At 43.4% G+C, this 21861-nt stretch carries 18 protein-coding genes and 3 pseudogenes; 1 reads left to right on the top strand and 20 read right to left on the bottom strand.

The features are described from left to right. Positions 1 to 92: 92 nt before the first annotated feature. Positions 93 to 188, top strand: a pseudogene (locus ACJROX_RS07975) (IS3 family transposase); the annotation flags it as partial. Positions 189 to 238: 50 nt separating this feature from the next. Here the strand turns inward: ACJROX_RS07975 and ACJROX_RS07970 are convergent. The 20 genes and pseudogenes from ACJROX_RS07970 to ACJROX_RS07875 form a co-directional block, all read right to left on the bottom strand. Continuing rightward, positions 239 to 1744: a tripartite tricarboxylate transporter permease gene (locus ACJROX_RS07970; RefSeq protein WP_408010214.1), complete on the bottom strand. Its 1506-nt coding sequence runs from the start codon at positions 1742 to 1744 to the stop codon at positions 239 to 241. Positions 1745 to 1757: 13 nt separating this feature from the next. Further along, positions 1758 to 2210, bottom strand: coding sequence for a tripartite tricarboxylate transporter TctB family protein (locus ACJROX_RS07965; RefSeq protein ID WP_408010213.1), 453 nt, complete (start codon positions 2208 to 2210; stop codon positions 1758 to 1760). 70 nt (positions 2211 to 2280) lie between these two features. Further along, entirely contained in the window at positions 2281 to 3309 is a 1029-nt protein-coding gene (locus ACJROX_RS07960; protein WP_408010212.1) for a tripartite tricarboxylate transporter substrate binding protein, read from the bottom strand. Positions 3310 to 3439: 130 nt separating this feature from the next. Continuing rightward, positions 3440 to 4450: a mannonate dehydratase gene (locus ACJROX_RS07955; RefSeq protein ID WP_408010211.1), complete on the bottom strand. Its 1011-nt coding sequence runs from the start codon at positions 4448 to 4450 to the stop codon at positions 3440 to 3442. A gap of 22 nt (positions 4451 to 4472) precedes the next feature. Continuing rightward, positions 4473 to 4820, bottom strand: a pseudogene (locus ACJROX_RS07950) (aldehyde dehydrogenase family protein); the annotation flags it as partial. Position 4821: 1 nt separating this feature from the next. Continuing rightward, positions 4822 to 4994 (bottom strand): annotated as a pseudogene (locus tag ACJROX_RS07945) (dihydrodipicolinate synthase family protein); the annotation flags it as partial. A 28-nt stretch (positions 4995 to 5022) separates the two neighbouring features. Beyond that, positions 5023 to 5730, bottom strand: a complete 708-nt coding sequence (locus ACJROX_RS07940; protein WP_408010210.1) for a FadR/GntR family transcriptional regulator — start codon at positions 5728 to 5730, stop codon at positions 5023 to 5025. Positions 5731 to 5933: 203 nt separating this feature from the next. Further along, entirely contained in the window at positions 5934 to 6374 is a 441-nt protein-coding gene (locus tag ACJROX_RS07935; protein WP_408010209.1) for an NUDIX domain-containing protein, read from the bottom strand. Positions 6375 to 6694: 320 nt separating this feature from the next. Further along, complete coding sequence (gene garD / locus ACJROX_RS07930; RefSeq protein WP_408010208.1) at positions 6695 to 8233, bottom strand: galactarate dehydratase; 1539 nt, start codon at positions 8231 to 8233, stop codon at positions 6695 to 6697. Between the two features lie 93 nt (positions 8234 to 8326). Continuing rightward, entirely contained in the window at positions 8327 to 9391 is a 1065-nt protein-coding gene (locus ACJROX_RS07925) for an Ldh family oxidoreductase (protein WP_408010207.1), read from the bottom strand. A gap of 33 nt (positions 9392 to 9424) precedes the next feature. Beyond that, positions 9425 to 10774 carry a glucarate dehydratase gene (gene gudD, locus ACJROX_RS07920; RefSeq protein ID WP_408010206.1) on the bottom strand — a complete coding sequence of 450 codons (1350 nt, stop codon included), beginning with the start codon at positions 10772 to 10774 and terminating at the stop codon, positions 9425 to 9427. Between the two features lie 42 nt (positions 10775 to 10816). Continuing rightward, on the bottom strand, positions 10817 to 12328 hold the full coding sequence (locus ACJROX_RS07915; protein WP_408010205.1) for a tripartite tricarboxylate transporter permease: 1512 nt from the start codon (positions 12326 to 12328) through the stop codon (positions 10817 to 10819). Between the two features lie 15 nt (positions 12329 to 12343). Continuing rightward, positions 12344 to 12748 (bottom strand): tripartite tricarboxylate transporter TctB family protein, encoded by a 405-nt coding sequence (locus tag ACJROX_RS07910; RefSeq protein WP_408010204.1) that lies wholly within the window; start codon positions 12746 to 12748, stop codon positions 12344 to 12346. A 73-nt stretch (positions 12749 to 12821) separates the two neighbouring features. Continuing rightward, complete coding sequence (locus ACJROX_RS07905) at positions 12822 to 13865, bottom strand: tripartite tricarboxylate transporter substrate-binding protein (protein WP_408010203.1); 1044 nt, start codon at positions 13863 to 13865, stop codon at positions 12822 to 12824. Positions 13866 to 14067: 202 nt separating this feature from the next. Continuing rightward, the gene (gene gucD, locus ACJROX_RS07900; RefSeq protein WP_408010202.1) at positions 14068 to 15531 is read right to left on the bottom strand and encodes an alpha-ketoglutaric semialdehyde dehydrogenase GucD; all 1464 of its coding nucleotides are present in this window, start codon (positions 15529 to 15531) and stop codon (positions 14068 to 14070) included. A 76-nt stretch (positions 15532 to 15607) separates the two neighbouring features. After that, on the bottom strand, positions 15608 to 16540 hold the full coding sequence (gene kdgD / locus ACJROX_RS07895) for a 5-dehydro-4-deoxyglucarate dehydratase (protein ID WP_408010201.1): 933 nt from the start codon (positions 16538 to 16540) through the stop codon (positions 15608 to 15610). Between the two features lie 14 nt (positions 16541 to 16554). Then, the gene (locus tag ACJROX_RS07890) at positions 16555 to 17283 is read right to left on the bottom strand and encodes a FadR/GntR family transcriptional regulator (RefSeq protein ID WP_408010200.1); all 729 of its coding nucleotides are present in this window, start codon (positions 17281 to 17283) and stop codon (positions 16555 to 16557) included. Between the two features lie 567 nt (positions 17284 to 17850). Continuing rightward, the gene (locus ACJROX_RS07885; protein ID WP_408010199.1) at positions 17851 to 19764 is read right to left on the bottom strand and encodes a TRAP transporter permease; all 1914 of its coding nucleotides are present in this window, start codon (positions 19762 to 19764) and stop codon (positions 17851 to 17853) included. Between the two features lie 60 nt (positions 19765 to 19824). Next, positions 19825 to 20817: a TAXI family TRAP transporter solute-binding subunit gene (locus ACJROX_RS07880; protein ID WP_408010198.1), complete on the bottom strand. Its 993-nt coding sequence runs from the start codon at positions 20815 to 20817 to the stop codon at positions 19825 to 19827. Positions 20818 to 20834: 17 nt separating this feature from the next. Next, positions 20835 to 21854 carry an Ldh family oxidoreductase gene (locus tag ACJROX_RS07875; RefSeq protein WP_408010197.1) on the bottom strand — a complete coding sequence of 340 codons (1020 nt, stop codon included), beginning with the start codon at positions 21852 to 21854 and terminating at the stop codon, positions 20835 to 20837. Positions 21855 to 21861 lie beyond the last annotated feature (7 nt).

The raw sequence follows: 21861 nt of genomic DNA, 5'->3' as shown, positions 1-21861 counted from the left end.
TTTTTTGAAATTTTCAAATTTAATTTTTTAAAATAAGTAAAAATAAAAACCCGCCGAGTCGGCGAGTTTTGGAATGGTTTAGCTAATAGCTTTTACAAGAATATATTTTATTTTATAATCAGGATTGCTTTCAAGAAAAATTCAACGGCCTTTCCCCGATTGATTATCGAGAAAGGGCCGCAGCTTAAATACTCTTTTTGTATTGTCTACTTGACAGGGTTATGTGCAAGTTCACTTTTTATGCTTCAACATCTACTAGATTATCCTTTTTATTTTTAAACCCTGCAAAAATACTGAGTGTGATTGCCAAAATAGATAATGCTAAAAATGTTCCGGATATTGGACGAGTAAAGATTGCGAGAAAATTCCCTTTGTATAAAGCTAATGACTGCAGCAATGATTTTTCCATTAGATCACCTAAAATAAACATCAAAGCGATCGGTGCAACAGGAATATCCGCTTTCTTTAAGAAGTAGCCCAACAAGCCGAACGCTAACAAGCCTCCGACGTCCCATAGGCTGTTACTGATGGAATAGGTTCCGACAATTGAGATCGCAATAATGATAGGGAACAATAATTTAAAAGGAACACTTGCTACTTTCGCCCACATCTTAGCCATTGGTAAATTCATGAATAATAATAGTAGATTTCCAATGAACATGCTGGCAATAACTGCCCACACAAAATCAGGGTGTTGCACAAACATCGTTGGTCCAGGTTGAAGCCCGTGTAAAATGAATGCCCCTAATAATACGGCCATAGTTGCTGAACTTGGAATACCTAATAAAAATAATGGAATTAATGCACCACCACAGAAAGAGTTATTAGCTGTTTCCGGTCCAGCAACACCCTCAATCGCCCCTTTCCCAAAACGTTTAGGATCTTTTGTTAGACGTTTTTCCATAGAGTATGACATTAATGCCGGCACAACAGAGCTCGTTCCCGGGATGAGCCCCATAAAAAAACCTAATCCTGTCCCTCTCCCAATCGACATCAGAGAAGGCCTCAACTCTTTCCTGGTAGGAAAAAGTCCTTTTACAACTGGGGGATTTTCAGGCTTTTTCATCTGCTGTTCAATACCTAACAATATTTCTGAGAGACCGAACAACCCCATCGCAATCGTAACAAAATTAAAACCTTCAATTAGATGCATGCTTCCGAATGAAAACCTTACTACTCCAGAGCCTGGCGCCATTCCAACCATTGCTAACGTCAAACCAAGCAATACCGCTATTGAACCACGAATGAGGGATTTTCCAGCAAGTCCCACAACCATCGTCATTCCAAAAACAATCAATGCAAAAAACTCAGGAGGACCAAAAGCCAGCGCAAACTTGACCAACTGTGGAGCAACCAAGGTAACACCGATAATGGCAACAGTACCACCAATAAAAGATCCAATTGCGGATACTCCAAGAGCTACACCGGCACGACCCTGTTTAGCCATCGGATATCCGTCTAAACTTGTAATGACGGAGGCTGCTTCACCTGGAACATTAACTAGAATTGTCGTAATTGTCCCTCCATACATAGACCCATAAAAAATCCCAGCCAACATGATGATTGCCGAAATTGGATCCATTCCAAAGGTCATTGGAATGAGCAGGGCGGTGCCTGCACTTGGACCTAACCCAGGTAAAATGCCGACTAACATCCCTATCGATACTCCAATTAGACAAAATAATAAATTTTCCCACGTAAACGCTATCTCAAATCCTGTCATCAATAAACTGAATGTGTCCACTATCGCCCCTCCTTTACCATCCCAAACTATTTGCTGGCAACGGTATATTGAGTAATGTTTTAAACACAAGAAACAGCACTAGGGTTACTGTAGTTGATATGGCAAGAGTCGAGTACCATTTAAAATCAGGAAGGAGCATCATAACCATCACAATGATGCCAGCAATCACATATCCCGTGAAAGGGGCGATCACAATAAAAACGATAATTGATGCAATGACTGTCAAGATTCGAAATAATACCTTCCCTTTCGGAATTATGTCTGAGATTGAAATATTATTCTCCTTCCTTAAGCAGTCAAGAATGTACAATATAGAAAACAGTGCGAGCATACCACTCAGCCATGCAGGGAATAAACCAGGCCCAGGACCATATTGGCCATAATATTGTAAAGGTGTAGATGCCCAAAATATAAAACTTGCAAATAAAAGGATGCCAATCCCTATCCACATTCCAAAGTTTTTCACCCAAAACAGCTCCCTTACTATAATGATTATTAATAGAAAGACCCGGGCTATACAACCCGGGCCCCATGTATTACCACCCTAGTAAATCTTTTATTTCTTTGACATCTTCTATATCCTGTTGTAATAGTTTCATGTAATCCTGGCCATTGGCGAAGTCAACCTGGGTACCTACCTTTTTCATTTTCTTTTGATGTTCTGCACTCTTGATTGCTTTCTCTATCGCCTGTTGAAGTACTTCTACTTTTTCTGAGTCGATGCCCTTTGGTGCTACTAATCCTCTCGTAGACTGAGAGATTATTTCATCAAAACCAGCTTCCTTAATTGTAGGGACTTCGGGTAAGAATGATGATTTATTATTCGCTGCTATAGCTACTACTTCTAGTTGTTTATTCTGGTGCATTGTATAACCTTCCCCGACACTAGTGATCAGAACATCAACATGTCCACCTAGGAAGGCAGTTCTTGATTCAGCTGTCCCTTCAAACTGAATGGCTCTGAATTTTGTACCGAGCTTCTTGTTTAATTTTAATGTGACTAAGTGATCATCACCTGCAACACCGGTTGCTGTGGTTGTTAGTTCATGTTTTTTCGCATAGTCTACTAATTCTTTAAAGTTCGTAAATCGATCTTCATCCACTCGGATTACGATCGCCCCCGGATCTGCTACATGGTTTGATAATATTGTAAAGTCTTCTAAATCAATGCTTCGCTCCATTGTCGGATTAATTAAACCGCTTGCAAAGTTCGGGGAATTAAGATATCCTATAGTGTACCCATCAGGTTCGGCATTGGCGATTTCGGTCCAACCAACCCAGCCACTGCCACCTGGTTTATTTATAATGTTCACTGGTACTCCCAATTCTTTCTCGAGATACGGCTGTAATGAACGTGCTGTCGTATCCGTTCCGCCACCTGCATCATATGCAACAATGATATTGATAGGTTTGTTCGGGAATTTACCTTCATTTTTTTCAGTAGAATCAGACGATGAATCTGATGTTCCTTCTGACGAGCTTGATGCTGATTCATGAATGCTTGAACAAGCTGCAAGAACTCCCGCTAATAAGAATACTAGGGCAAATGAAAAGATTTTTTTCAATTTAGTACATCCCCTTACATTAGTATTATGAAGCTAATTAAGAAAAACCTCACTCGTGAATAGATCCTAGATGTTTAAACACCTCCCCCTTATTTATACTAATTTCAAAAACTATTAAGAAAAGTATGCATTACCCTTCAAATTCTGTTAATGCTGCAAGTAAAGCTTTAATATAACCAATAGAATAGGCAAATCCGATACTTGAATAACTCCATCCAATGTTAGAGTTAGCCCAGCTTTTGCTCATATCAGGTACATCACCTTCCATAAGCGGTACGTGATCCGGATTAATACATCCGTCGTAGCCTATTTTTCGAAGCTCTAAAATGATCTTGAACATATTCATGTCTCCGTCATCGAGCAAAGCTTCCTCAAAAGCACCTGCTGTTGGTAAACTACCGCGTACATTTCTGAAATGTATTAGAAAAAGCCTGCCCTTTCGACCATAGTGATTGATTTCGTCCAATACGAGCGAACTGCCTCCCTCTTCGGCCCTTGTCCCTACACAATAAATATAACCAACATTTTTATTTGGGAATTCGTCAATAATACGGTGGTAGCCCAATCCACCAAATGGTGTATCGTGGTTTGGCGTATCCGATGGATGCATGCCAACTTTGATATCATAATCTTCTGCAACTGGAACAATTCTGCTGTAGACTTTACGGAATTTGCTCCGCCATTGCTCCGATTCTTCAAGCGTCGGTTTTTCAGATTTCAACTTAGTAAAACCCAGGCTTTCTCCTCGTGATATAGCCCCACCTCTTTGTACGGCTTGATAATTTGTGGTCAATCCTGGAAAAACATCTCCAGCATAACGTTGTCTGACAATTTTAATTCCAGCTTCTCCGAAAACTTTTACAGCATTGACACTGTATTCAATCTGCTGTTCGCTCCCTTGTTTACCTTTCATAAATTCATCTGTTATATCCGGCAAGGTCACACGGTTAATATCCATGCCCCATGAGCGAATCCGTCGTTTTTGCTTCAATAATTCATCAAGGTCAGGGAAGCCTTGTTCGGTGACTCCCGGAAAAGATGCGCCATTTCCAAAGTCGATACAATCGACACCAAGCTGACTCATCTGTTTCAAATCATTGTCTGACAAATCGAATTTGTTTGCCGTTATCGATACCTTCATCATACCCATCACCTGTTTTCAATTATTTTATAAATACTGTTTTAAAAGGAGTGAAAAATTCGATTGCAGCCTGGTCTTGCTCACGGGAATGAGAGCTTGATTGTTTCATCCCTCCAAACGGTGCTTGTAATTCTACGCCGGCACTCTCAGCATTGACTCGAACAAGCCCTGCTTCGATATCCTCAACAAATGAGAGCATATGTTGAATGTTCCTTGTAAATATAGATGCACTTAATCCATACTCCACATCATTCGCGATCGATAGCGCCTCATCAATGCTACTCACTTTCATCAATGCTAAAACAGGTCCGAATATCTCTTCTTGAGCCATTGTCATTTGTGGTGTTACATTTTCAAAAACAGTCGGTTCTGTTGAGAGATTGAAATTCACCGGATTCACAAGCAATAAAAATGGCTGAAAGGCCTTCATCTATCAAATTTCCTATGTATGACCCAACGCTTTTTCGTCAATTTTCCCTTCCCTGTTATAAGGTGCAACTGGAAATCCCAAAATCCCAGTCGGTGCTTGCCTCTTCTCTTCCATTTTCACAACTCCCTTTCTCATTTATTAATTATTTTTCATTATTAATGATGGCCATGACTTTTTGGCGGCCGTATTCAAGATGCTTATACATTTTTGAAGACGCTTCCAATACATCATGTTTTTTAAGAGCATTATATATAGCAATGTGTTGTTCCAGTGTTGCTTCATGATCTTTATATTCACCTGAAACCTGGCTCAAAACTTGATCTACCATATTCAATAGTGGATCTACTAGATTCTCTACAATTGCATTGTTTGCACTGTAAGCGATAATTCGATGGAATTCTTTATCAAATCCAGAGTAATCATCTGGATTTTCAGCCATTTTTTCGATTGTTTTTCTCAAATCTTCTAATTGCTTATCCGTGATTTTCTTTGCTGCTAATGTAATCAATCCAAGTTCAATGGATATTCTTGCTTCCATAATGGATGGGATATCTCCGGTTGAAAGCGCTAACATTAATGAGAATGGTTCGCTCCCGATTCTCTTTGAAAAGAATGTCCCTTCACGTGTTTTGCGATGAATGATCCCAAGTGTTTCAAGAGAACTCAGGGCTTCACGTAAAACCGGCCTGCTCACATGCAGTTTTTCCATCAAAACGTGTTCTGGCGGCAATCTGTCACCAGATTTGAAATGACCATTTTTCAACAACTGGATAATTTGGTCAACAACTTGCTTTGAAAGCGTTTTCTTTTTCACCGATGTTATATTTAATTCTTTTTGATTCGAATTCATTAATCTCACCTTTATAATTTGTCATAACTTAATTTTGTTCAATTGTAAGACAAATAGATTTATATGTCAATAAAACTTTCTGAATATTATTGTTATTCTTTTTTTTCTATTAATTTGAACTTTTAATTTTGGGGGTTAAGTAATAAGTTTTCAGAGGCTTCCAAGTAGTCAATGGAACAACTGAATAAGAGCCTGGTTTCACTTTAACGGATATATGCCTGTTCTCTTTCAGCAAGTGCATCCTTTAACCATCGAGGATGCATGTTCAATAAGTCTTGCGGCAGGCTTCGATATCCAAAAAACTTGATTTCAAGTGATTCATCTGAATTACATTTAAGTTCTCCACCTGTAATTTCAGCAAGGAAACAAGTTGTTATAAAATGTACTACTTTACCATTTGGATAGGCGAACACTTGGGATCCAGGATCGGAGTAGACACCAATCAACTTTTTGATCAGAATATCCAAATTGGTTTCCTCTTTTACTTCTCTAATGGCTGCTTCAGAAACAGTTTCTCCAATTTCGATATGACCTGAAGGGATTCCCCATTGCCCTACATCCGCTCTTTTTTGTAACAAAACCTCATTCTCTTCGTTCAAAATGATGACAGCAACACCTGCTTTTAATTGATCGATTCTCTTCATGATCAAAACCTCCTTTAAAATACAAAAGCCCGAAAGGAAAGATTCCAACGCATGACAAATACGCTGAACCTTTCCCCTCGGACCTTTTATGTCAATAGGTGCCTTTTACATTTGTAAAAGATGTAGCCCTCGGTCACAGACCTATATTTACAGCGGAACCCTAGCTACAATTTTCCAGTTCATAAACAATGAATATTATTTTGTACACTAGTTATTTTACGACTTATCGTTAAAAAATGAAAGAAATATATTTAGTGACGTTCTAGTAAGGTCACTTCAAATAAATTATTAGTCTAAATACATTAACTACCTAAATGAAACTACGTGATCGGTGCTGGATTGAACAGGCTCAAGTCGTTCTGGATTCCCCAGTGCTCGGCCCAGGTCTGTTTGTGGCCGCTCGCGACATCCAATATGAAATGGAAAATCTCCCAGCCAACCTCTTCGATGGTAGCCTCTCCGGTCGCGATCCTTCCGGCGTTGACATCGATCAAGTCATCCCACTGAGTCTTCAATGTATTGCGCGTCGATACCTTGATGACGGGCGCCATCGCTAATCCGTAAGGTGTCCCGCGGCCTGTAGTGAAAACTTGAAGGTGCATGCCGGATGCGAGCTGCAATGTGCCACAGACAAAATCACTGGCTGGTGTTGCGGCGAATATTAGCCCTTTCTTTGTTGCTTTTTCTCCTGGTGACAACACACCGGAAATCGGACTGCTTCCCGATTTCGCAATCGATCCGAGCGACTTTTCAACGACATTGACAAGACCACCCTTTTTATTGCCAGGGGACGGATTGGCACTGCGGTCCGCCATCCCCCTCTGTAAATACTCGTCGTACCACTTCATCTCATCAATCAACGCACGCCCGACTTCTTTATTCACAGCTCTTGGCGTCAACAAATGGACGGCATCCCGGACTTCTGTCACTTCTGAAAACAGAACCGTCGCACCGGCTCGGACCAACAGATCAGAAGCGTATCCGACAGCAGGATTAGCCGTGACACCAGAGAAAGCGTCACTCCCACCGCACTGCAAACCGACCACCAAGTCTGAAACCGGACAGGTCACCCGCTCCCGCCGGTTCAGCTTTTGCAACCGCTCATCAGCCATTCCCATGATGGCGTCGATCATTTTTGTGAATCCTTGCTGGTCTTGCAAGGAGAGGATGTTGAGCTGTTTGTCATCACCCGGGATCAGCCGTTCAGGCAAAAGTTTTTCACAGCCCAATCCGACGACCATGACTTCCCCGCCGAAGTTCGGGTGGGCCGACATGCTTTGGAGCGTACGGATCGGGATCTCGGATTCAGGCGCATTGATCGCGACACCGCATCCATAGTGGTGGTTGAGTGCCACTACATCGTGGACATTAGGATATTTCGGCAACAGATCTTTTTTGATCTTTGCAACGGCATAATCAAGGACCCCGACCACACACTGAACACTTGTCGCAATACCGAGGATATTTTTAATTCCTGCGCTGCCATTCGCATTGCGATAGCCATCAAATGTATACCCTTCTAATGGCGGCTGTTCCTCAGGTATTCGTGTTGCGATTGGCAGATCATCCAATTCAGGAGGTGTCGGCAGGTTCACAAACGCTTCTTTCACCCAGCTGCCTTTTTTTATCGGAGCTGCGGCATAGCCGATCACTTCCCCGTAACGGATGATCGCTTCATCATGATCGAAATCGGTCAACGCTACTTTATGGCCTTCTGGCACATACTCCTTCAGTTGAAGCCCGCAAGAGAATGTCGTTCCTTCCTTTAATCCCCCTGAATTGACGATCGTCGCCACATTATCATTTTCATTCACTTTGATATAATGAGGTGTTTCGTTTTGTGTCTTATCCAATGACATAGATGATTCACCCTTTCTGATTTCCGTCCGACCGAACTATTTGTTCCATGAACCGAAAGCAGCAGTTTCCCCACTACCACCCAGTTTGTTCGATCAACGGATGGTGTTCGCATTCTCATAATCTCGTATATCCACGCCGCATTCCGCTCCGACTTTTTTGATATCTTCATAGACTTCTTCCGGTAAATCGATGCCGTTTTCTAGCCTTTTTTGCTCTGTCCTGTATTCGATCTCTCCTGGAACGAATATCTCTTCAACCCCTTCGGCTGCTGGCGATGATTTGATTTCATCGATCATTTGATCAACGCGTTGCTTGAATAATTCAGCCGGCATGAAGCGGTTGACATCGATCAACTGGAAGAAATGCCCGACATTTTGCGGTTTGTCATAGTCTCCATAAATATTATTGATGTGAGGACCAAACCCGGCTCCAGTCAACACCCCGCTCATGATGTCGATCATCATGGCGATCCCGTATCCTTTCGGCCCACCGAACGGCAGGACTGATCCTGCTAATGCGGCGTTCGAATCGGTAGTCGGCCGGCCTTTATCATCAATTGCCCAGCCAGTCGGGATGTCACTTCCATCCTGGGCGGACATGATGATTTTTCCTCTTGCGACGACACTTGTTGCCATATCCAATAGGATCGGCTCATGTTTGCCGGCTGGAATTCCGAAGGCATACGGATTTGTCCCGAAGTAAGGCTTGATTCCTCCCCATGGAGCCATTGTCGACGGTGCATTCGACATTGCGAAAGCGACCATATCTTCTTCAACGGCGCGTTTTACAAAATACGCTCCTGCTCCAAAATGACTGGAGCTGGTTACACCGATATGTACCCCGCCGCTATTCTTTCCTTTTGCAATACCGATCTCCATGGCCTTTCGGCCTATGACCTGCCCCATGCCATCGTCTCCATCAATTAATAGAGTTGCATCACTTTCTTGGATCACTTTGATATCCGGACGTGGATTGACCGCGCCTTCTTTCAGGCGTTTCACATAGATCGGAACACGGGTGATTCCATGGGAATCGACACCGCGCAGATTGGCCGCTACCAGACTTTCTGCTACGGTATGACTGTCTTCAGAGGATAAGCCGACTGTTTTAAAAATATCGTCCACATAATGGATTAATTGATCAGCGTTAAAATTCAAGATGAAGCCTCCCTGTATTTCTTTTATGCGATTTCATCGGACCATGCTTGGACGCTTCGGATCGAACGCCCAACCCGGAATAAGATACTGCATCGCGACAGAGTCATCACGGGCATCCAGCTCCATCTCTTCATATAATCGATGGGCTTTCTCGATTTGGTCCATGTCCGCCTCCACACCCAGGCCAGGTTTTTCGGGGACCCTCACATGACCTTCACTAATTACAAAAGGTTCCTTGGTCAAGCGCTGTCCATCCTGCCAGATCCAGTGTGTGTCGATCGCTGTTATCTCCCCCGGGGCCGCTGCCGCGACATGGGTGAACATCGCTAATGAGATATCGAAGTGGTTATTGGAATGGGATCCCCAAGTTAGACCCCAAACATGGCACATCTGGGCAACCCGTACTGAGCCTTGCATCGTCCAAAAATGAGGATCTGCGAGAGGGATATCGACCGCATTCAGCTGGACCGCATGTCCCATCTGCCGCCAATCGGTCGCGATCATATTTGTTGCGGTCGGCAATCCGGTCGCCCGTTTGAACTCCGCCATGACCTCACGTGCGGAATAGCCATTTTCTGCGCCGCACGGATCCTCTGCATAAGCCAATGTTCCATGCATATCCCGGCATAGCCCGATCGCCTCCTCCAGGGACCATGCGCCATTCGGGTCAAGCGTGATACGAGAATCAGGAAAGCTTTCCGCTAATGCACGGATCGCTTTAATCTCCTCTTCCCCGTCCAGAACACCGCCTTTCAGCTTGAAGTCCTTGAAGCCATAGCGTTTTTCAGCCGCTTTCGCCAGCTTGACGATCGCTTCCGGTGTCAACGCTTCTTCATGACGGATCCGTAGCCACTCATCCTCTTCACCCTCTCCGCTGACGTAAGGCAGATCCGTTTTATTCCGGTCTCCTATGTAAAATAAATAACCGAGCATTTTCACTTTATCCCGCTGCTGACCTTCCCCAAGCAACGCGGCAACCGGAACATCAAGATGTTTTCCTAATAAATCGAGTAAAGCTGCCTCTAATGCGGTTACAGCATGGATCGTGATCCGCAGATCGAATGTTTGCTTGCCCCGGCCGTGTGCATCCCGGTCGGCAAACGACTGCTTCACCTTTTTTAATAGATTGTTATAATTTCCGATTGAACTTCCGATCAGCAGCGGTTTGGAATCCTCCAATGTCTTTCGGATCCCTTCACCGCCCGGAACTTCACCAACGCCAACATTCCCGCTGCTGTCCTTGAGAATAACCACGTTTCTCGTAAAATAAGGCCCGTGGGCACCGCTTAAATTCAACAGCATGCTGTCATGACCGGCAACAGGGATGACGGACATTTCCAAAATAGTCGGCGTCGCATGTTTTTTCATCGTAATAGACTCCATCCTATCCTCTCCTTATCTAATTTTGATAAAACAAGCTTTCTCTTACGTTGAGGGTGTGATGCTCTGGTCGCCGGATCTTTTCGACTTCCGGTTATCCATGATCGCATAAATGATCGAAACCGCGATCAACACCCATAACATCCACGCAATCGGCCCTTTAGTGAAGAAGATCGTCAAATCTCCACCGCTTCCTTTTAAACTATCAATAAAGTATTTTTCCAATTCCTTTCCTAATATGAAGCCGATCAAAAAAGGCGCAACCTGGATCCCGATTTTCATAAACACATAACCTGCCAACCCGAATAACAGGAGTGTCCAAACATCGAACATGACCCCATTGTTGATGGCATATGAACCAACGACGCACATGACGATGATGATCGGATAGATGATGTATTTCGGGATATAGATGATCTTGGCCATATATCTGATCGAAAAGAACATCAGGAAAAACATCACGATGTTCGCGATAATGAGCGCATAGATGATGCCATCCCATAAGTCTGGATTGGTCGGGATGAACAATGGTCCTACCTGGATTCCCTGTAACAGCAATGCCCCGACTAATACAGCAGTCGTACTGTCTCCGGGTATTCCCAATGACAGCAATGGGATCAGGGCACCGCCGATCAGACCGTTGTTCGCCGATTCACTTGCGATGAGTCCTTCCGGCTCTCCTGTCCCCAGTTTTTCAGGATGCTTTGAAAAGTTCTTCGCTTGCGAGTAAGAGGAAATCGACGCAGCACTTCCACCGACACCTGGCAGCATTCCGATGAACGTACCGATCATCGAGGAACGGATCGTATTGATGATCTGGCCGTTGAAAATCTTGAACGTGAACGGATTCTTCTTCGCTTTTTTGAAATCGAAGGTTTGATGGGGAGAAGCCTTCATCCCCTCTTCAGACTCCTGCAGGATTTGGGCGATCGCAAATAGCCCGATCAATACCGGAAGAAGGGAAAACCCGTAAGTCAATTCCTCTTCAAAGCCCGGCGGGATGAGCCTGAGCTGATTGTTATCTGCAAACATCCCGATCAGGCTTAAATACACACCGATCAAACCGCTGAAAATCCCTCCGAGCAAGCTGCCCTTTGATATGGATGCAATGACGGTCAACGCAAAAACGATGATCAGGAATTTTTCGACGGAAGAAAATTTGATCGCAACAGAAGCGAGCACCGGTGCGAAGAAATACAATACGGTCAAACTGAAAAAGCCGCCGATGATCGAGGCTGTGATCCCTATTTTCAACGCTTTTTCCCCTTCGCCCTTCTGGGTCATCGGATAGCCGTCAAAGGTGGTACAGAGTGAAGAAGGTGTACCAGGGATGTTCAATAGGATCGCCGGGACGAGACCGCCGCTGATCCCGCCGACATATAAGCCGATCAATAAAGCGATCGCGTCGACCATATCGAGCGAGTAGGTGATCGGGAGAAAGAGGGCGATCGCCATCGTAGCCGTCATTCCCGGGATCGCCCCGAAAATGATGCCCATGAAAACACCGAGGAAACATAACAAGACTGAAAGCGGGCTGAGTATTTCGAATATGTCCATTGGAAATCACCCTCCTTACGGTAAAGTAATATCGAACAGCTGGCCGAACAGATACCAGATGGCGAATGAGGTCGCCAGCGAGTTCGCTAATGATACAATGATTGATTTCTTTTTTACATTTCCGATGAATAATAAACTGATCAAGAACATGAATAGGATGCTTGCTGGTAAAAAACCAATCGGTTCAAGCATGAATGCATAGGCGATCAATAACACGAGCGTTCCATAAAACTTCAGCTTGTCATAGTTGTCGACGAAAAATTGGAAACGAAGCGCTGTCAACGTTCCTTCTCTTATCCTTTTAACGATATTGAGCAGCAGCATCAAAACCGCCAGGAAGATCAGGATCGTCAGCATGATTTTAGGAAAGATGGTATGGTATTCACTGAACTTCAATTCAACTGTGACCAGGTCTTTCACATGGTTTCACCTCTTCTATAGCCGTAATGAAGGAGTGAGGCTGTCTGGTTTTTATACAGACAGTCTCTTCCGGTCAATTGGTGATCTTGTCCAACTCTGGTGCGTTTTTGATGATGTTCTGGAAGGTTGCTCTTTTCTCAAGTAAGTAGTCTTTAGCTTCATCTGCCGGTACGTAATTCGTGATATACGCGTTCTTGGCGAGGTCCTTCGCATAGTCCGGATTCTCTTCCACTTCGGCTATAGCTTCATCCAACTTGGAAGCGAAGTCTTCCTCCACATCCTTAGGCATTAGGAAGAAGAATTCCTTATCGAAGACGAACTCTTTTCCGTCTACTGTGATCCCCTGTTCGGCGAAAGTAGGGATGTCATAGCCTTCCACCCGTTTCCCGGCTGTAATCCCGAGGAACTTCATCTTGATATCGTCTTCTACGCCTTCTTTCGTATATTCGTTGTTACCGCCGATCGAACCGTTGATGATGTCTGCATTCCCATCCCATAACGCCTGGTTCTTATCCTCCTGGGAGCCTGTCACATAGGCTTTGATGCGGTCAGACACCTCGGTTCCGTATTTCTCTTTCACCCATAGATAGTAACCGTCGAACGTGATCTCGGATACCCCGCCTGATTCGATCGCGACGGTGATCGTTTCATCTGGATTGTTTTTCAGCCATTCTGCGGATTCCGCCATCGTGTCATAAGGTGCGTCCCCTTTCGCTAAAAAGGCATTCCCTGGATTCGTCGAAACGACAGGTCCGATTGTCCAATTTTCCAGCTTGTTGTTTTCCTGGATGCTTCCATATTCGACGCCCAAATAAGCCATGTCATGGAAAAACATCACCGTACTGCCGTCATCCTTAGCCTTCCCCAACTCTTGGAAGGCCCGGACAGCACCAACTGCGTCCACTTTGATGTTCGTACCTAAAGGATCTTCCAAATAGCGGCTGATCGTATCGGCATTCTGGTATGTATCCCCGCCTGTTGACGTTGAACCGATCACCAGCCTGATCCTTGAAACATCCACCTCTGACCCTTCACCTGACCCGGTAGTCGTATCGCTGCACGCCGCTAAACTGAGCGCGAGTACAGCTGCCAAAAAAATCGTAAAAAGTTTCTTCATCGTACACTCTCCCTTTCGATTTTTGTAACCGCATACAATTATCCTTAAAAAAACCATGGCTGTTGAACACCAAAATACTACATGAATAAAAATTTTAATTTAAACACTTTGGCGGATTCCCTATTCCAAATGTTCACTTATTCATTCATTTTTTGATGGAAAGCCTGCCGCCGATGTTCCCAGCGGCAGCTTTCTTTCCCTTTTACTTTACAAAAACGGTTTTGATCGATGTGAAAAATTCGATCGCTGCCTGGCCTTGTTCTCGGGAATGCGAGCTTGATTTCTTCATGCCACCGAATGGTGCCTGTAATTCGACCCCTGCGCTCTCTGCATTGATGCGGACGAGCCCGGCATCCATATCGTCGATGAATGTCAGCATCTTTTTGATGTTGGAAGTGAAGATCGAAGCACTCAGCCCGAACTCGACATCGTTGGCGATCTCGAGCGATTCCTCGATCGTGTCGACTTTGATGAGTGTGATGACCGGTCCGAAAATCTCTTCCTGGGCGATCGTCATCGACGAGGTCACGTTTTCAAAGATCGTCGGCTGGACAAAATAGCCTTTTTCATATTCTCCGGCTGTCAATCTTTCACCGCCTAAAACGAGTGAAGCGCCTTCTTCTCTGCCCTTTTGGATATAGGAGAGGACCGTGTTCAGCTGACCTTCGTTGACGCTTGGCCCCATCCAGATGCCATCATGCAGGCCATCGCCGACCGTGATCTCATTCGTTTTCGAAATCAGCTTTTCTTTGAACTGGTCATAGACATCCTTCAAGACGATGACACGGCTTGTTGCGGTACATTTTTGCCCGGTTGATCGGAATGCGCCGCTGATCGTAGCATCGACAGCAAGATCAAGATCGGCATCCGAATCGACGATGACAGGGTTTTTCCCGCCCATTTCAAGCTGATATTTCGCACCTCTCGCGAGTGCAGCTTGACCGATTTGCTTGCCTACCGCGTTGGAGCCTGTAAAGGTGATGCCGTTCACATCCGGATGATCGGCAAGCCCTTGTCCGATGACGGAACCTGGACCTGCCACCATGTTCACGACACCTGCCGGAAAGCCAGCCTCTTCAAAGCATTCAAACACTTTCGCACATGTCACCGCCGTCTCTGTCGCTGGTTTCAACACGATCGAATTGCCATAGATCAGGGCAGGAGCCGCTTTCCAAATCGGAATTGCGACCGGGAAGTTCCAGGGCGTGATGATGCCGACAACACCTAGTGGTACACGGGTGGTAAACATCAACGCTTCACTATCCGTCGAAGGGATGACATCCCCGACCTTCCGCAGCCCTTCGCCTGCATAATAGCGAAGGATCGCTACACCGCGTGCTGTTTCACCTTTCGCTTCCGGCAAGGTTTTGCCCATTTCCTTTGTCATGGATTCGGCAATTTCATCCAATCTGCTTTCAAGAATGTCAGCTGCTTTATGCAGATACTTTCCTCTTGCATCCCCGGATAATTTCCTCCATGCCTTCTTAGCTGATTTGGCAGAAGCCACTGCTTTGCCCAGGTCCTCTTTACTCGACTTCGGTACATAACCGACAACCTCTTCTGTATTCGCCGGATTGGTGTTTTCAATCCATTCGTTTGTGCTTGATGCAATCCATTCCCCGTTTATGTAGTTCAAGTGTTGTTTGCTTTTTGTTTGAATGGTCATGATTCGCCTCCTATTTAGGATTAATATTTATTGTATTGGTAATTTTCTGATATTGTTTCTCGAAAAAATAGCTTGGTTATGATTGGGTCACCTTATTGTCGGCTGGGTACTTTTCAAATGCCTTGTTCAATACCTTTTCGAGCTGCTGATAATGCTCTTTTTCAACCGGGACGATTGGTGGTCTTACCGTGTTAGCGACAGGCAATCCGATGATTTCCATCCCCGCTTTGATCAACGAGACAGCATAGCCTTTTCTCTGTTTTCGAATCCGATTAATTGGCAGAATTACATTTTCATAGAGTTCCCGCACTTCATCCTTCCGATCATTCAGAAGAGCATCATAGAAACGTCTTGAGATATGTGGGATATAGTTCGAAATCGCGGAAGAATACGAATTGAAGCCTAAAGGAACATAAGCAGGCATCGTCACTTCCGCCATCGGCATCCCGTTCAGCCAGCCGAGACGGTCACCGATCGTTTGGGTAAGCTCGATATTGAGATCCATATTGCCGACGCCATCTTTCACGGCGACAACCTGCGGGAACTCTATTAATCTCTTTAATGTATCAAGCTGAAAAACGGCATTCGCGCGCTGGTAGACGATCGCATTCAAATTCGTGCTCAATAGGATCGATTTGTAATACTCATAGAGGCCTTCCTGTTCCCCTTCAATCAGATAAGGCGGCAGCACCAGATAGCCGTCAGCTCCATGCTTGGCAGAGATCTCGGCTTTTTCCACTGCTTCGGATAAATTGCCGCCGACACCTGTATAGACGGGGACTTTCTGATCGGCAAGAGAGGTTGCCAATTCTACCATTCTCTCATACTCTTTCAGGCTCACGGCATTGAATTCGCCAGACCCGCAAGCGATGAAGATCGCTTCCAGATCATTTTCCAATAAAAATTCGATATTGCGGCTCAACGCCTTTTCATCAATGTTACCGCTTTCAATAAACGGTGTAATCGGGAATCCTAAAATGCCTGTGGGTGCTTTTCTTTCTTTTGTCATCCTTTTCATCCTTTCTATTTTTGATCGAGGTCAAAAGATTTCTTCGCTTCATGTCGAGCAAAGATCCTCTTCCTCGCATGATCCAAGTGTCGGTACATACATAAGTAAGACTCAATAGGGTCCTTTTTTTCCAGGGCAGCGTAAATTTCTTTATGCTGTTCGATCGTGTACGATTTGTCACGGTCCTCTGGCGGGATGGTTTCCTGCGTCTGATCGATCATACTCAACAAAGGATCAATGATCCCTTCGATGATCGGATTGCTCGCACTATAGGCGATGATGCGATGGAACTCTTTATCGAGCTCGATCGTGCTTCCAACTTGCGCTTCCATCTTCTCGATGTTGTCTTTCAGTCTTCCTAGATCTTCATCGGTGATCTTTTCAGCTGCGAGTGTGACAAGGCCCAATTCCTGTGCGATCCGCGTTTCGATGAATGCTTTGATATCGCCCACCGATAACGACAGCATGATTTTGAAGGGCTTGCTTCCGATTTTATTGGTGAAATACGTTCCTTCCCTCGTCTTCCTGCGGACAATCCCGATTGTTTCAAGTGAACTGATTGCTTCCCGCAGGACTGGACGACTCACCATGAACATATCGAGCAATTCCATTTCCGATGGGAGCTTATCCCCTGGCTTCAACTGACCGCTCAACAGCAATTCGATGATTTGATCGATCACCTGGTTCGATAAAGTTTCTCTCTTTACAGATTTTATCCTCAAGTGATCTCTAGTTTGGCTCATAATTTCTCCTACTTTCTCTTTCTTTCTGATTAATCTCGTTTCAACGTTTGTCTATGTATCATTTTGTGTTGTGTCTAATTGTAAGACAAATAAAATATTCTGTCAATTCTAAATATAAAATAATTTATTTGTCAGACAAATAAATTTAAAATGGGAAAGTGGGGATGGAAATAAAAAAAATCTGTAGATCTTCGCTACAGAGCTCGAATTTCACAGAAATTGCTTCTTATATAACTAATTTCTATTTTTTGCATAGAAGATAATTCCCTACATTTTGTTGCATCAATTCTCGATAATTTTCTTTGTCAAAAATTAAAGATCAGCCCTTTCACTTGGAAGAAACACTAAAAACCGTATATCATGTTTAGAAAAGTTATAACAGTAAGGCGCTTTTCTAGCATCAAACATGAACGATAACTGTTCATCAAGTTCAATTTTGTCCCCCTCCACTTCCACAGTCAACTTCCCATCCATCACGAACAAAAACTACTACAAGTCACTAAAACAAAAGCTTTAAAATTTCTTACCACCCTGTTCAGAAAAAGAAAAAGCACCTCTTTTGGGTGCTCATTTAACCAGCATTTTCTCTTTATTATCTCCATCCACACTCTTTTTCTTAAACAATTTCCATATCCCTTTCACCCCTCCAAGGATAGCGACTAGGAATAGTCCAAATCCATAAATATCGGTATGCTGGGAAGGGTAAACTAATAGGATAAAGGATGCTATCAACGCAATCGATTGCCACACATGTAATTGATTACCGAAGAATGTAATTCGTTGCATCGCCATGGTGACAGCTATAATACCTAACAAAGCAGTGGCTACTCCAATAGCAATTCTTCCAATCGAACCATCCAGTAACAACACCGGGTTGATAATAAAGAAAAACGGAACCGTAAACGCACCTATTCCGAGACGAACGGCCTGTAAACCAGTCTGCATGGTATCTGCTTTAGCAATCGCTGCTGCGGTATAAAATGCTGCCCCAACTGGTGGAGTAATCGCAGATACAACAGCAAAATAGAACACAAATAAATGAGCAGATAACGGTGGAATTTCTAAAGCAGTCAGGGCAGGGACGGCTACCGACATACTAATAATATAGGCTGCTGTGGTTGGTAAGCCCATTCCAAGAATAATCGACATAATCGCTGTAAAGATAGCCACAAGAAATAGATTATTTCCAGCTAAATTTACTACGGCCGAGCTAAACTGATTCCCAAACCCAGTCATCGAAACTGTTCCAATTACAATACCTGCTGTGGCACATAGCGCCCCTACTCCAATAGCACTATTTGTCCCTTTAATCATCGCTTCTGAAACTTTTTTAGGACCCATACGATATTCTTTGGTAAACCATGAAATAATAATACAAGCGACAACCGCGTAAACGCCTGAACGAGTTACCGAATAATTAGCAATAAGCAGGGCCCAAACTAAAACAACTATCGGAATACCTAAATATGAACTCTTTAATACCTTTATCAAATTCGGTACTTCTGTTAACCCTCTCAAATTATTCTTTACCGCTTCTAAATCCACGATTAAGAAGATAGCGATGAAATATAAAAGTGCTGGTACCAGGGACGCAACCAATACCGTTTGATAACTAATCGATAGAAATTCCGCCATAATAAAAGCCCCAGCTCCCATAATAGGTGGTAGGATTTGTCCCCCTGTAGAAGCTGCCGACTCTACACCCCCAGCAAAGGCTGGTTTATAACCGGTTCTCTTCATTAAAGGAATCGTAATAGACCCTGTTGTCGCAACATTCGCAACGGAATTTCCATTTATAGATCCTAACACAGCACTAGCGACCACTCCTACTTTTGCAGGACCACCACGATATTTCCCTGCAATCGCAAAGGATAAATCAACTAAAAATTGACCCACTCCAGTTTTTTGAAGAAAGTATCCAAATAACATAAAAATAAAGATGATACTCACAAAGGTTTTGAACACAATACCAAAGATTCCAGCTGGGCTATACAGAAAACTTATTACTCTTCCATAGGAAATACCAGTATGCCCAAAGTAACTAGTTGGTAACAAGTGTCCAAATAAGGAATATAACAAAAAAGAAACTGCAATGAGTGGTAGTGGCCAACCAAATTTATGTCTCGTTAAATCAAGTAGAGATATTATCAGCAACGTACCAAAAACAATGTCCGATGTATTCCAAACCGATCCATAATACCATTCTAATCTCGGTATCTCAAAGAATAGATAAATACACGATGCCATACCACCAAGGTAGATTAAGAAAGCAATCACAGAAAGAAAGTATTTATTCTCTGACATACCCGACCTAATATATCCTTCATACCCAAGAGTTAAAATAACCATAATGGTAAAAGCCTCAAAATGCCATGCTTCAGGAGGGATAATTCCGAACATATACGAGATTAATCCTAATACGAATAGGATTGGTATGACCTGCAAAAATTTATCGATGAACCAGACAGTGCCAGTTTTCAACTTTTTCACTCCCTCACCAATGAGTTAAAAACGAAAAATGAAGTCTTTAATCATCCATCATCATTTCATATCGTCAGGAATTTCAACACCTTGCTCTTCATAATAACGAATAGCTCCAGGGTGCATCTTTCCAATTAATTTTGCCGCATCTTCAATTGTTACTTGCCCTGCTGCTGGAACTAATTCCACGATTGCATCCCAGTTTTCCCAGGTTGCTTTCGTAAGTTCATAGATTTGATCTTCATTAACATCACTACTTGCTAAAACCGTTGGGAATGTTACAGGAGTCATTACTTCTCCTTCAACAAAATCATAATGATCAGAAGTGATGTTGCCAACACTTGTGTACGGCTCAGCTTCTGCGATTTTAAGGATATCTTCCTCCGTAAAGGAGATAAATTTTAAATCAATTTGGGAAGAAAGATCAAGTACACCAGAATACGGAGCTCCAACATAATGCCAAAATGCATCCACACGACCATCTTGTAACATATTTCTAATCTCATCTGGTTGAGCATAAACGAATTCAGCATTTACACCTAGGGCTTTCAACTGGTATTCCGTTGTTACCGTACTTGCAGATCCTCTTCCTGGTACACCTAGCTTCATTCCTTCTAAGTCATGTACTGTTTCTAAATCACTATCTGCTGTAGTTACTACATGGGCACGAGATACGGTTGTAGGGAATAAAATACGAGTTTTATCAAAGCCGCCACCTTCAAATGGTTCCCTCTCCCCTTGGATCGCCATATATTCATTTGGAGCAAACCCGGCTCCTAAATCTAACTGATCCTCTTCAAACATTTCGTAATGCACACTGGATCCTGGTGTTGCTTGAATAACAAAATCAAGATCGTTATTTTCCCCTTCTATTACTTCAGCCCATGAAGACAAGAAACCATATGCAAATGTTGTATTTGCTGCTCCTCCTACACGCAGTTGATCACCATTGCCACCTTTTCCATTACCTGATGATTCCTCATCACTACTACATCCAGCTACCAATAGAATACCTGCAAAAAACACCATAAATAAGATCGAACGTAATTTCATTGTTACATCCTCCTTTTTTATATTCGAGCTGACAGATGGAATCTTTCAGCCCATACATTCAATTCTTCTCTTAACTCTCCATTGATCCATACACCTTTCTGCTCCAACTCAGCCTTTTTAAATAAAGACCTTTCTCCAGGAATACGGACATTACTTTCTTTTCCCTTAATAAATTCCTGCAGTTGATTTACTCGTTGTTTGTATTGCTCTTCGCTCATAAAAACATCTGTTTTTATAGTGATCATCGTCTGAGCGTGAATGTACTCACCAAATAATTGCTTCAATTTACTTTTTTCTTCTATCATGACTCCACCGCTTAATACCGATGTTAGTAACTCTCCTAACAAAGCTAAACCAAATCCCTTATGCTCTCCAATCGGAAGGGATGCTCCATGTAAAGCTTCTAAAGGATTATCTGTATAATTTCCATTTACATCTACAGCCGTGTGTTTTGAAATCTTTCTCCCCTCTTTGTTGGTAGTATGTAATCCACCAATGGAAGAATAAGCCATTGATATATCCAATAAAATAGAATTACTTTTTCCCGGTGTACCAAAACCCATCGGGTTATTCCCAATTAATTTATCACCAGAATTCGGCCATCCCATGACAGGCTGGGTAGAAGACCAGATCATACAGAAATAACCATCCTCTGCTAGTTGCTCCACATAAGGACTAGCGGACAAAAAGTGATTACTATTATAAATGGTACAAAAACCTATTCCGTATGAATCTGCTAACGCTTTGGAGCGATTCATAATAAAGGAGGTGCATATCTCCCCTAAACCGTTGTCCCCATTGTAATTTTCGATGGCGTTAAATCCTCCAACCATGGTAATTTCTGGTTTAATCTTAACCAAGCCCTCACTTAGAGCATGTAACCTTTTCGGCAAATCATAGATATCATGATGCCCTATACCTCTTAGTGTTGCTCTTCGGTAGACATTGGTCATGCTAGCAGCATCGCTTTCTGTTAAACCAGCTTTTATAAGCAATTGATTCACAAAATTATCTAATGCATCAATCCCAATTCTCAACCGTTCC

Origin of the sequence: Pseudalkalibacillus sp. A8 (assembly GCF_045920555.1) — a bacterium.
Lineage (GTDB): Bacteria > Bacillota > Bacilli > Bacillales > Fictibacillaceae > Pseudalkalibacillus.
This window is presented reverse-complemented; position numbering and strand designations above follow the sequence as displayed.